This window comes from Mycobacterium sp. E2733 (assembly GCF_001667585.1).
Lineage (GTDB): Bacteria > Actinomycetota > Actinomycetes > Mycobacteriales > Mycobacteriaceae > Mycobacterium.
Map to the genome: position 1 here is coordinate 35,017 of NZ_LZJZ01000102.1, position 12,071 is coordinate 47,087.

Genomic DNA, 12,071 nt, shown 5'->3' on the forward strand with positions numbered 1-12,071 from the left:
GTAGTGTGGCGCACATGCCTGGTAACGCCGGTAGGCCCCTGATCGCGCCGTCCATCCTGTCCGCCGATTTCTCGCGGCTGGCCGACGAGGCGGCAGCGGTAGTGGGCGCCGACTGGCTGCACGTCGACGTGATGGACAACCACTTCGTGCCCAACCTGACCATCGGCCTGCCGGTGGTGGAGAGCCTCCTCAGCGCCACGACCATCCCGATGGACTGCCACCTGATGATCGAGGACCCCGACCGTTGGGCGCCGGGTTACGCCGAGGCGGGCGCCTACAACGTCACCTTCCACGCCGAGGCCACCGACAACCCGGTCGGGGTGGCGCGTGACATCCGCGCCGCGGGCGCCAAGGCGGGCATCAGCGTCAAGCCGGGAACCCCGCTGGAGCCTTTCCTGGAAATCCTGCCCCATTTCGACACCCTGCTCATCATGTCGGTCGAGCCGGGCTTCGGCGGCCAGAGCTTCATCCCCGAGGTGCTGAGCAAGGTCCGCACGGCGCGCAAACTGATCGACGCGGGGGAGCTGACGATCCTGGTCGAAATCGACGGCGGCATCAACGACGACACGATCGAGCAGGCCGCCGAGGCCGGCGTCGACTGCTTCGTCGCCGGGTCGGCCGTCTACGGGGCGGAGGACCCGGAGGCCGCCGTGGCGGCGCTGCGGAGGCAAGCGGCCGCCGCGTCGCCGCACCTGCGCCGATGAGTCAGCCCGCCGACGGCCTCGACGCGGCCATGCGCCTGGCGATCGAGCAGTCCAACCACGTCAAGGGCGTCACCTATCCGAATCCGCCGGTGGGCGCCGTCATCCTGGACGCCGGCGGCGTGGTCGTCGGAGTCGGCGGCACCGAACCCACGGGTGGCGACCACGCCGAGGTGTTGGCGTTGCGGCGGGCCGGCGAGCTGGCGGTCGGCGGGACCGCAGTGGTCACCCTGGAGCCCTGCAACCACCACGGCAAGACGCCGCCCTGTGTGAACGCCCTGCTGGAAGCCAAGGTGGGCGCGGTGGTATACGGGGTCGCCGACCCGAACCCGGTCGCCGCCGGCGGCGCGGCCCGGCTGACGGAGGCGGGCGTGCGGGTGACGTCCGGGGTGCTGGCCGACAAAGTGGCCGGCGGGCCGCTGCGGGAGTGGCTACACAAGCAGCGGACCGGGCTGCCGCACCTGACCTGGAAGTACGCCAGCAGCGTCGATGGCCGCAGCGCGGCCGCCGATGGCACCAGTCAGTGGATTTCCAGCGAGGCCTCGCGGCTGGACCTGCATCGCCGCCGTGCGGCCGCTGACGCGATCGTGGTGGGCACCGGCACCGTGCTGGCCGACGATCCGGCGCTGACCGCCCGGTTGCCCGACGGCTCGCTGGCCGACCGGCAGCCGCTGCGCGTCGTGGTCGGCATGCGCGAGATACCGCCGGAGGCAAAGGTTCTCAACGACGACTCGCGGACCATGGTGATTCGCACGCACGATCCCATGGAGGTGATCAAGGCGCTGTCGGATCGCACCGACGTCCTGCTGGAAGGCGGCCCCACCCTCGCCGGCGCCTTCCTGCGGGCCGGGGCGGTCAATCGCATCCTGGTTTACATCGCGCCGATGCTGCTGGGCGGGCCGGTCTCGGCGGTCAACGACGTCGGGGTGCCCACCATCGCGCGGGCGTTGCGCTGGCATTTCGACGGCGTCGACCGCGTGGGGCCGGATCTCTTGCTCAGCCTGGTGCCGCGCGGCGACTAGGAGTCGTCTAGCGCTCACTCAATGAGATCGTCTGCGGCTCAGGGACTTCCGGCTCCTCGGCGTGCTCCTTGCGGCCACCGATCAACAGGCCCAGCAGCGCCCCCACGATGCAGATGACCACGGTCGCGCTGAAGATGTCGCCGTACATCATGGCGAACGCCTTCAGGTACATCGTCCCCTGCGCGGCGATCCGCTCCAGCAGGGAGGCGTTGGGGGGTATCGCGGCCGTCAAGCCGGCGACGATCTGGTTGAACCGGTAGAGGCCCCACGCGCTCAGCGCGGCCACACCGATGAGCATGCCCGTCATCCGGGCCACCACCACCGCCGCCGAGGCGATGCCGTGCTGGGCCGAGGGCACAACCCGAAGGGCGGCCGAGGTCAGCGGCCCGATCACCAGGCCGAGGCCCACACCGGCCACCAGCAGGTCGGCATGCAGCGCGGGGACGCTGAACACCCCGAAGATGTCGTGCTTCTGGCTCAATACGTCCTGGCGCCAGAAGTGAATCAGCCAGTAGCCGTAGGCCGCGATCAGCAGCCCGATGAAGGTCATCGCCCGGTCGCCGACGCGGGTGGCGATCCAGCCACCCAGCACCGCCCCGATGGGCAGCGCGATCAAGAACCACAGCAGCAACCCGGCGGCCTGCGTCTGGTCCATCTGCAGCACGCCCTGGCCGAACAGCTCCACGTCGACCAGGGTCACCATCAACGCCGCGCCCGCGGCCAGCGATGCGCCCAGCGCGGCCAGGAACGGGCGGAAGTGCACCCCCGCCGGCTCGATCAGGCGGGTGCGTGAGAACCGTTCCCAGAGCAGGAACAGCACCGCGACGACGACCGCCCCGATGACCAGCGGCAGGCCGTAGCTCGGCAGGATCTGTTTGCCATCGGGTTGGGGGTTGTACAGACCGATGACGGCAAGGCCGAGGGCGACCGCGAGCAGCACACCACCGACCAGGTCGACGCGCTCGGGGTTCTCGACCTTTTCATGCGACGGCAGGCTGAACTGGATCATCGCCATCGCGATGAGGGTCAGCGGCACGTTGATCCAGAACACGTAGCGCCAGTCGTGGAACAGGTACACGATGAAAATCCCGTACAGCGGGCCCAGCACGCTGCCCAGCTCCTGTGCGGCGCCGATGCCGCCCAGCACGCCGGCGCGGTTGCGCTGTGCCCACAGGTCGGCGCCCAGGGCGAGCGTGACCGGCAGCAGCGCGCCGCTGGCCACACCCTGGATGGTGCGCCCGGCGATCAGCAGGTGGAAATCGCCCCAGTGCCCGGCCAGCGCGGTCACCACCGACCCCACCATGAACAGGGCCAGGCTGACCTGCAGCACCAGCTTGCGGCCGAACCGGTCGGAGGCCCGTCCCAGCAGTGGCATCGCGGCGATGTAGCCCAGCAGGTACATCGTGATGATCCAGGTGATGCGCTGCAGCTGGTTGATCGGGATGTGAACGTCGCTCATGATGTCGCGCATGATCGTCACGACGACGTAGGCGTCCAGGGCGCCCAGCAGGACCGCCAGACTGCCGGCGCTGATCGCGACGCGGCGACCGGTCTGCGAACTCATGAACTCACCGGGGGCTTGGTGACCTGAACCTGCTCACCCCAGTTGGACAGGGTGACCTGGATGGAATTGCCCGAGCTCTTCTGCATGTTGGCCTGGACCAGCTGGTGGTCACCGGTCTCCTGGATCCACACCTTGCTCGGCACCGGTTGCGTCGCGTTGAACTGCGGCATGATCTTGTTCACCGCATCCGCCGAGACGTTCCCACTGATGCGGATCGTGCTCTGACCATTGATGGTGTCGCGGCCCTCGGCCTTGGCGTTGGTGAGGTTCGTCAGCGCGTTGGCCAGGCCGGTGTCCGGGTTCAGCAGCACCGACACGTCGTAGATGTCGGACGCCTTGCCGAAGTCGCTCCACTTGTTGGGCGTCAGCGTGGCGTACAGGTTGCCGTCGACGACGACGAAGTTGGCGTCGATGTCGGATCCACCGAGGGTGATGGTGGCGTTGCCGGATGCGGCGGTGGCCGGCGTCGTGGTGAGGTCACCGGTGAGCGTCTTGATGGGCAGCCCCTGGATCTTGCCCTGAATGCCCAGCACGAGGTGCACGCTCTTCACATTCTTGGTGGCGTCGGCCGACTGCTTGACCAGGGTGGTGGCGTCGGGCAGCGGGGCGCCGCTCTGCTTTGAGCCCGACGAACAGCCGGCGATCGAGGCGGTGGCGAGGGTAAGGGATGCGAGGACGGCCGATAGACGGCGGCGGGTCTGCATACCTTGCATCGTAGAGGGTGCCGGTGACCGGCTCGGGAGACGTTGGGCCCCGTTGGCCGCCCGGCGCTGACGCTTTGGCCTGTTCACCGGCGCGGCCGCGGCTGCTGAGCGGCCGATTAACCTGATGGAATGTTCACCGGAATTGTCGAGGAGCTTGGCGAGGTGACCGGTCGCGACGTGCTCCCCGACGCCGCCCGGCTCACCATCCGCGGACCCGTCGTGACATCCGATGCCGAGCACGGCGATTCGATCGCCGTCAACGGTGTCTGCCTGACCGTCGCCGAGCTGCTGCCCGACGGTCAGTTCACCGCCGACGTGATGGCCGAGACCCTCAACCGGTCCAACCTGGGCGCCTTAGAGGTCGGCAGCCCGGTCAACCTGGAGCGCGCGGCGGCGGTGAACAGCCGGCTCGGCGGCCACATCGTGCAGGGGCACGTGGACGCGACCGGCCGGGTGGTAAGCCGGGCGCCGTCCGAGCACTGGGAAGTGGTGCGGATCGAAATCCCCGCGGAGGTGGCCCGCTACGTCGTCGAAAAGGGGTCGATCACCGTCGACGGGATTTCGTTGACGGTCTCCGGGCTCGGCCATGGACCGGGGGACTGGTTCGAGGTTTCGCTGATCCCCACCACCCGCGAGCTGACCACCTTGGGTCGCGCCCCAATCGGAACGCAGGTCAACCTCGAAGTGGACGTGATCGCGAAATACGTTGAGCGGTTGCTCACCCCGCGCTAGCCGCGTGTGGGGAAGTGCGCCCCCGGGCCGGTTCGGTCAGCAGGGCTCGCCCGGCGGAGTCCAGTACGGTTCGCCGGTCGGGGTGTAGCACGGCGGTGGTGCGTCGGGCGGCGGGACCGTCATCGCACCGGCCGGAAGGACCCAGTTGCCCCAGCGCCCCGGATCGGTGCACCCACCGACGCTCACATGCCGACCGCCGACGTCAGCGCACGCGTCGGCCGTCGCCCGTTGCGGGCAGGCGACACCCGCTGCAAATCCGGCCGCGAACATGAAGGTCACGGCCGGTACCACCAGTCTTGACGCGATTCTCATGCGCCCAGCGTAGATTGCTGGCGCCCGATCAGGAGCCGTTTCGCCGCAGGCGGCTTATTGCTGCGGCGCTCCTGGAGCAGAAGGCGCGGACGGGGTGTCTTCTGTCCACAGTTAAGGCCGATTGTGCAGTGCGAACCGGCTGCCCGGGGTTGGACCGGGTCGCAGCGTTGGTCGTCCGGCGCCGTGGGCGCCGGGTCCACGGTCGGCGAAGGGGCCGCGTCGGCCGCGTGTGAGCAGCTTGGCAATAACGCGCTCCGCGCGGTGGTTCATACTGAATGCAACACTTGGGCTCTTCCTGCGGACCCCTGAGACAGCAAGGTAGCGACGATGACGAGGTTGGACTCCGTCGAGAGGGCGGTTGCCGACATTGCGGCCGGAAAGGCCGTGGTCGTCATCGACGACGAGGATCGCGAAAACGAAGGCGACCTGATCTTCGCCGCGGAAAAGGCGACACCGGAGCTGGTGGCGTTCATGGTCCGCTACACCTCGGGGTACCTGTGCGTGCCGCTGGACGGCGCGATCTGCGACCGGCTGGGGCTGCTGCCCATGTACGCGGTGAACCAGGACAAGCACGGAACGGCCTACACGGTCACCGTCGATGCGAAGAATGGTGTGGGCACTGGCATTTCGGCCTCCGATCGCGCGACCACCATGCGCCTGTTGGCCGATCCCGCCAGCATCGCCAACGATTTCACGCGCCCCGGCCACGTGGTTCCGTTGCGCGCCAAGGACGGTGGCGTGCTGCGCCGCCCCGGCCACACCGAGGCCGCCGTCGACCTCGCCCGGATGGCGGGATTGCAACCCGCGGGCGCGATTTGCGAAATCGTCAGTCAAAAGGACGAAGGCTCGATGGCGCAGACCGACGAACTGCGGGTCTTCGCCGACGAGCACGACCTGGCGATGATCACCATTGCCGATCTGATCGAGTGGCGGCGCAAGCACGAGAAGCACATCGAGAGGATCGCCGAGGCCCGCATACCGACTCGGCACGGAGAATTTCGCGCGATCGGCTATACCAGCATCTATGAGGACGTCGAGCACGTGGCGCTGGTGCGCGGTGAGATCGCCGGGCCGAACGCCGACGGCGACGACGTGCTGGTCCGGGTGCACTCCGAGTGCCTGACCGGTGACGTGTTCGGTTCCCGCCGCTGCGATTGCGGGCCCCAATTGGACGCCGCGATGGCGATGGTCGCGCGGGAGGGCCGCGGCATCGTGCTCTACATGCGCGGGCACGAGGGCCGCGGCATCGGCCTGATGCACAAACTGCAGGCCTACCAGCTGCAAGATGCCGGCGAGGACACCGTCGACGCCAACCTCAAACTCGGATTGCCCGCCGACGCAAGGGATTACGGAATCGGGGCGCAGATCCTGGTCGACCTCGGCGTCCGCTCGATGCGGCTGCTGACCAACAACCCGGCCAAGCGGGTCGGGCTGGACGGCTACGGCCTGCACATCATCGAGCGGGTGCCGCTTCCGGTGCGCGCGAACGCGGAGAACATCCGCTACCTGATGACCAAGCGCGACAAGATGGGTCACGACCTGGCCGGCCTCGACGACTTTCACGAATCGGTTCATCTGCCAGGCGAATTCGGCGGCGCTCTGTGACCGCCGGCCACGATGCAGGCCGAGCGATGCTGAGGTGGGGGCACCACCCGCTTGCGGGGGACGGCGCAAGTGAGCGGTAGCGGGGAGCCGGCGATCCCGGCGCTCGACGCGTCCGGTCTGCGGCTCGGCATCGTGGCGAGCACCTGGCACAGCACGATCTGCGATGCACTGCTCGCCGGCGCCCGCAAGGTGGCTGCCGAGTCGGGCATCGACGACCCAACGGTGGTCCGCGTGCTGGGCGCCATCGAGCTACCGGTGGTGGCGCAGGAGCTAGCCCGCAACCATGACGCCGTCATCGCCCTCGGCGTCGTAATACGCGGCGGAACACCACATTTTGAGTATGTCTGCGATTCGGTGACCCAGGGTTTGACCCGGGTCGCGCTGGACGCGTCGACGCCCATTGCCAACGGGGTGCTGACCACCAACACCGAACAGCAGGCGCTCGATCGCGCCGGGCTTCCCGATTCGGTTGAAGACAAGGGCGCCCAGGCGGCAGGGGCGGCCCTGACCGCGGCGCTGACGCTGCGTGACCTGCGCGCTCGATCGTGACTGAGCGCGAGGAATGGGACGTCGTATTGCGTCCCCACCGCACACCGATGTTCGTCTACGGGGCAGCCTTGACCATCGCCGCCGTGCACATCGCAATCGGCTTCCTGCTCAAGGTCGGATCCACCGGGGTGGTCTTCCAGACCAGCGACCAGGTGGCGATGGCGCTGCTCGGTTTGGTCCTCGCGGGCGTGGTGCTGCTGTTCGCCCGGCCCCGGCTGCGCATCGGGGCGGCCGGCATATCGGTGCGTAACCTGCTGGGCGACAAATTGATCGAGTGGCCCGACGTCGCCGGTGTTTCGTTCCCGGTGGGGAACCGCTGGGCCCGCATCGACCTGCCCGACGACGAGTACATCCCCGTCATGGCCATCCAGGCCGTGGACAAGGACCGCGCTGTCAACGCCATGGACACCGTGCGGTCGCTACTGGCCCGGTATCGGCCCGACCTGCATACCCACTGAACGGGCTATCCGTGCTCGCACGGATAGCCCGTCAGGTGGATGGATCAGAAGTTCTTACAGTCGGTCATCATCTGCTGGAAGATCGGCAGAGCCTGCTGCGCGCCCTGGTTGTGCTCGATGGCGTGGAGCAGGTTCACGCGCTCATCCGGTGACGACGCCAGGTACTGCTGCAAGAACTGCTGGTTCGGCGGCGACTGGTCGAGGTACCGGGCGGCCATCGGGTTTTCCGCGTGCACCGCCCGCATCGCCTGGTCGTAGCTGCAGGTCGTGTTGATCATCGGGCCGTAATCGGGGGCAGCGGATGCGACCCCGGCAGCGGCGGTCGACGCCAATGCCAGACCGCCAACCCCGATCGCGAGCCTGGTCAACGAGCGCTTGAACATCTGTGGACTCCCTCCATTGATTGCCACCCACTGTAACGTCCGGCTACACCCTTGGTAACCGGAATGGGAGCCGCCCAAACCGGCCGCACTCTCGCTCAGTCATCGTCCTCACTGGTCACGGGGCCCTTTGTTGGCGGATTCGCCGGTTTCGGACGTCCAGCCGGTCGGCAGCATGGGCACGGCCGGGCCGCGCCCCGCATCGTCACTGGGCAACCTGGTCAGGCCTGCCGCTTGCCCGGCGCCGGGCGAGCCGGTAGCGCCGGGCAACCCCATGATCCCCGCACCTTGATCCGAGGCCTCCGTCGAGGCGGCGTGCTCGTCCGAGTGGAGGTATTCGTAGCGGCGCCCGGGGTCGATCAAACCGGGCCGAGTGCGCCGGCGACGCCGTCTCTGTTCCCGCCGGGCCGAGGCCGCAGGCGTCGCGACGGCGTCGGGCGCGGGCGACTTCCGGGCGATGCGCGAGGCGAGGCTGATGTCCGTGGCGGTCCCTAGGTCGGGAGGGCCGACCGCGTAGGGGTAGTTGAAAGCGGGGACGCCGGAAGCGGGCGGCGCCGGCGCCGGGGTGGACACCGATGCCGCGGCGGGCGCGGACGAGTGCATTGAGGCGGTCGCCGGGGTTGGACTGGGTGCGCCGAGACCGGGCGCCATTGCGACGGGCGCCCCCGCACGGGACGGAGCCGGCGCCGCGGCCGCGCCCGGCAGCGTGGGTGCGGGTTGAGCTCCGCCGGCCAACCCGGCCAGCCCCGCCATCCCCGCCGCGCCCGCAACGGGGATGAAGGGGGCGATCAGGCCGACGGAGAGCTGCGTCAATTGCGGCACTTGGGGGAGGAACGTGTACAGCGCCTCGCCCGCCCAGTGCGGAACCTGGGCGGCGAGCAACGGGTCGTCCATGAGGGTGTTGAGGACCGTGGAGGGGTTGGATCCGGACTGGCTGAGATCCGCGTTGAGTTCTTGCGCGACCTCTTGCACGCGAGTTACCCACCAGCTCAGCTGATCTGCACCCCCGCCCGCGTCTTGGTTGGGGGGGTTGGCCAGCTGGATCGGCGGTGGCGGGGCGGTCGGTGGGACCCACGTCTGCGCCGTCTGGGACACCGCTTCATAGATCGCCATCGTGGTGGCCGCCTGCAGCCACATCCGCAGATAGTCCATTTCGTTGAGCGCGATCGGGATCGTGTTCACGCCAAAGAAATTGGTCGCCACCAATTGCGCGAAAGCGGCGTGGTTGGCTTCGATCTCCTCCAGGGTCGGCATGGCAGACAGCGCAGCGGTATAGGCCGCGGCAACGGTCGCGGCCTCGAGGGCCGCCGCCGTGCTGTTGGCGCTGTTCTGCAAAAGCCATGCCAGGTAGGGCACATGGGCGGCCACGTAGGCCTCCGCGCTGGGGCCCTGCCACGTCCCTGCCTGCACCGCCGCCAACAAGTCGCCGAGTTCTTGGGCCGCCGAGTCGTATTCGGCGCTCAGCGCCTGCCACGCCTGCTCGGCCGCCAGCAGGGAACCTGGCCCGGGGCCGCTGGACAGCGCTGCCGAATGCACCTCCGGCGGGAACGCGGCCCAGATCGGCATGGTCATCGCCGGTCACTCCCGTGCGCCCGTGCCGCCATCTGGCGCTCCTCCCGGCTAACGGGTCAGCGGTCCCGGGTGGACGGCGGGCGGCGCTCCGACCGGCCACGCGAGCAAGTGCTAGCCCCGGCCTCTTTGGGGGTTTACAGCGTTGCGGCAATGCGACCTTGCGCGGTCTCGGCGGAGGCTGGGCGCCGAAATCGCGGCGTGGGGTCAACTGGCTATCCGCATGTGCCGAATTCTACGCAGATAAAACCCGCAAATACGGATAAAATCCCACTTTCACCGGAGATGTGAAGGTAATTGTCAGCCGGCGGACAGCCGGACCAGGAATCCGTTCAGGATCAGCGTCTGCGCCAGCCCGGTCTGCTGTGGGGCGTTCAGCCCAGGCAGCTCGCCGACCCGAAACGGCTCGCTGCTTCCGGCGAGGAACAGCATCGCCGCTTCATGGTCGGCGCCGGCGGCGACAGACAGTCGTGCGAATTTCAGGACAACCCTGTCGTCGACGCGCGCTACCCGCGCATAGAGCGGTTCATATTTCGCGACCAGTGTTTCCCCGTTGATCCCGACGGTGTCGCTGACCCGTCCGACCGGAGGGCATCGGCCCCGCCGGACCAGGACGTCGGCCAGCGCGTCGAGGCTTTCGGTGAGAATTTCGGGATCCTCGAGGTATCGCAGGCTGTCGCGCACGAGGGCGCGCAGGCCGGCGCGGGCGGTTGCGTCATCCAGGTGCCGTGGCGACAAGCGCGCGTGCACGCGGGGGTCGCGCAAACTCAGCGCGTGCAGCTCGTGCGTGAGGAGCGTGAGCACGGTGGGTGCATGCAGCCCGATCGTCAGATGGACCGACGGCTCGGAGCACGTTTCGGCCGAATGCACTTGGCCGCGCGGCAAATACAGCGCGTCACCGGGTTGCAGGTTCACGTCGGTCGACGACGTGAACCCGTCGGTCCCGACCCCCTTGCGCCGTTGGATCTCGTGCGGCGGCACGGCGGCTGCGTCGGACACATGCCACGTCTTGGATCCTTCGATCTGCAGGACCAACACATCATGCGGGTCGCAGTGCGGGACAAAGCCGGTCGACTCAGGCGGCGTGACGTAGGCATTCACCCGGGTCGGGAAGTTCAGCTCGACCTCGATGGAATGCGACAATGACGCGATGGCGCGCAGGTAGCGCTCGACCCCGTTCACGACGATCGTGTAGCCGCCGGCCAGGCCGTCGCGTACCCGGACCGAGTCCAGGCCGCCGTCGGTGCGGCGGTAGGTCGCCGGATTCCGATCCTCCCCGCTCTTGACCATCCGCACCGCCGACGCGTCCGGTTGTACATGCTCTAGGAGTACGTCGACGGCCGACGGCCCGGGAAGCAGCCGGTCGAAGTAGCCTGGCCGGCAGCGCTGGATGTGGTGGTGGGTGGTCGCCCAGATCTCGTCGAGGAAGGTGTCAACGCCGACGGGGTGCAGCAACCAGGCTAGCGAAGATTCGACGGAACTCCCCCTGAACATCGTGCCGACCGGTATGCACCACACTAAGCCTGCACCCGCACGCGCCCCGCCTTCCTCGGCACCCCCTCCGCGACCACTAGCCTGGATGGGTGCCAGATCCCGCCACGTACCGTCCCCCGCCCGGGTCCATCCCGGTCGAGCCGGGGGTCTACCGATTCCGGGATACGCACGGGCGAGTCATCTACGTTGGGAAGGCCAAGAGCCTGCGGAGCAGGCTGACGTCATACTTCGCCGACGTCGCCGGCCTGCATCCGCGAACCCGGCAGATGGTGACCACCGCAGCCAAGGTCGAGTGGACGGTGGTCAACACCGAAGTCGAGGCGCTGCAGCTCGAATACAACTGGATCAAGGAATTCGACCCGCGCTTCAACGTCCGCTACCGCGACGACAAGTCCTACCCGGTGCTGGCCGTCACCCTCAACGAAGAGTTCCCCCGGCTGATGGTTTACCGCGGCCCGCGCCGCAAGGGCGTGCGCTATTTCGGGCCCTACTCCCACGCGTGGGCGATTCGGGAAACGCTGGACCTGCTCACCCGCGTCTTCCCGGCCCGCACCTGTTCGGCCGGTGTGTTCAAGCGGCACAAGCAGATCGACCGTCCGTGCCTGCTCGGCTACATCGACAAATGCTCGGCACCCTGCATCGGCCGGGTCACCGCCGAGCAGCACCGCCAGATCGTCGACGACTTCTGCGACTTCCTGTCCGGCAAGACCGACCGCTTCGCGCGCGAGTTGGAACACCGAATGCACGCCGCCTCCGACGAACTCGACTTCGAACGGGCCGCGCGCCTGCGCGACGACCTGGGTGCGCTCAAACGCGCCATGGAGAAGCAGGCCGTGGTGCTCGGCGACGGCACCGATGCCGACGTGGTGGCCTTCGCCGACGACGAGCTGGAGGCGGCGGTCCAGGTGTTCCACGTCCGCGGCGGCCGGGTGCGCGGCCAGCGCGGCTGGATCGTCGAAAAGTCCGCTGAGGCCGGTGATT

Annotated in this window: 13 protein-coding genes; 7 read left to right on the forward strand and 6 right to left on the reverse strand. The window is 68.3% G+C overall.

Annotated features, from left to right (window positions below; all coding sequences use genetic code 11):
* The first annotated feature begins 5 nt into the window (after positions 1 to 5).
* The gene (gene rpe, locus A5678_RS18655; RefSeq protein ID WP_156746985.1) at positions 6 to 704 is read left to right on the forward strand and encodes a ribulose-phosphate 3-epimerase; all 699 of its coding nucleotides are present in this window, start codon (positions 6 to 8) and stop codon (positions 702 to 704) included.
* Positions 701 to 1,723 carry a bifunctional diaminohydroxyphosphoribosylaminopyrimidine deaminase/5-amino-6-(5-phosphoribosylamino)uracil reductase RibD gene (gene ribD, locus A5678_RS18660; RefSeq protein WP_068045012.1) on the forward strand — a complete coding sequence of 341 codons (1,023 nt, stop codon included), beginning with the start codon at positions 701 to 703 and terminating at the stop codon, positions 1,721 to 1,723. The genes rpe and ribD overlap by 4 nt, the downstream gene beginning before the upstream one ends.
* Positions 1,724 to 1,730: 7 nt before the next feature.
* Here ribD and A5678_RS18665 read toward each other — a convergent pair whose 3' ends face one another.
* Positions 1,731 to 3,287, reverse strand: a complete 1,557-nt coding sequence (locus A5678_RS18665; RefSeq protein WP_068045014.1) for an MFS transporter — start codon at positions 3,285 to 3,287, stop codon at positions 1,731 to 1,733.
* Entirely contained in the window at positions 3,284 to 4,000 is a 717-nt protein-coding gene (locus A5678_RS18670; RefSeq protein WP_304528368.1) for an LppX_LprAFG lipoprotein, read from the reverse strand. The genes A5678_RS18665 and A5678_RS18670 overlap by 4 nt, the downstream gene beginning before the upstream one ends.
* A 120-nt stretch (positions 4,001 to 4,120) precedes the next feature.
* Between A5678_RS18670 and A5678_RS18675 the strand changes: the two genes are divergently transcribed.
* Positions 4,121 to 4,723, forward strand: coding sequence for a riboflavin synthase (locus A5678_RS18675; protein ID WP_068045018.1), 603 nt, complete (start codon positions 4,121 to 4,123; stop codon positions 4,721 to 4,723).
* Positions 4,724 to 4,759: 36 nt separating this feature from the next.
* On the opposite strand, the gene A5678_RS18680 is transcribed toward A5678_RS18675, so the two are convergent.
* Positions 4,760 to 5,035, reverse strand: a complete 276-nt coding sequence (locus A5678_RS18680) for a hypothetical protein (protein WP_231983714.1) — start codon at positions 5,033 to 5,035, stop codon at positions 4,760 to 4,762.
* A 327-nt stretch (positions 5,036 to 5,362) separates the two neighbouring features.
* On the opposite strand from A5678_RS18680, the gene A5678_RS18685 reads away from it, so the two are divergent.
* From A5678_RS18685 to A5678_RS18695, 3 genes are all read left to right on the forward strand, one after another.
* On the forward strand, positions 5,363 to 6,640 hold the full coding sequence (locus tag A5678_RS18685; RefSeq protein WP_068045024.1) for a bifunctional 3,4-dihydroxy-2-butanone-4-phosphate synthase/GTP cyclohydrolase II: 1,278 nt from the start codon (positions 5,363 to 5,365) through the stop codon (positions 6,638 to 6,640).
* Between the two features lie 69 nt (positions 6,641 to 6,709).
* Positions 6,710 to 7,189, forward strand: a complete 480-nt coding sequence (ribH, locus tag A5678_RS18690; protein ID WP_068045027.1) for a 6,7-dimethyl-8-ribityllumazine synthase — start codon at positions 6,710 to 6,712, stop codon at positions 7,187 to 7,189.
* Positions 7,190 to 7,236: 47 nt separating this feature from the next.
* The gene (locus A5678_RS18695) at positions 7,237 to 7,647 is read left to right on the forward strand and encodes a PH domain-containing protein (protein ID WP_068045050.1); all 411 of its coding nucleotides are present in this window, start codon (positions 7,237 to 7,239) and stop codon (positions 7,645 to 7,647) included.
* A 44-nt stretch (positions 7,648 to 7,691) separates the two neighbouring features.
* Here the strand turns inward: A5678_RS18695 and A5678_RS18700 are convergent, their stop codons facing one another.
* The 3 genes from A5678_RS18700 to A5678_RS18710 form a co-directional block, all read right to left on the reverse strand.
* Entirely contained in the window at positions 7,692 to 8,030 is a 339-nt protein-coding gene (locus A5678_RS18700; protein ID WP_068045030.1) for a hemophore-related protein, read from the reverse strand.
* Positions 8,031 to 8,138: 108 nt separating this feature from the next.
* The gene (locus A5678_RS18705; protein ID WP_068045033.1) at positions 8,139 to 9,599 is read right to left on the reverse strand and encodes a PPE family protein; all 1,461 of its coding nucleotides are present in this window, start codon (positions 9,597 to 9,599) and stop codon (positions 8,139 to 8,141) included.
* A 297-nt stretch (positions 9,600 to 9,896) separates the two neighbouring features.
* Complete coding sequence (locus tag A5678_RS18710) at positions 9,897 to 11,090, reverse strand: cupin domain-containing protein (protein ID WP_068045036.1); 1,194 nt, start codon at positions 11,088 to 11,090, stop codon at positions 9,897 to 9,899.
* An 89-nt stretch (positions 11,091 to 11,179) separates the two neighbouring features.
* Between A5678_RS18710 and uvrC the strand changes: the two genes are divergently transcribed.
* A partial coding sequence (gene uvrC, locus A5678_RS18715; RefSeq protein WP_082945619.1) for an excinuclease ABC subunit UvrC occupies positions 11,180 to 12,071 on the forward strand: 892 nt, incomplete at its 3' end.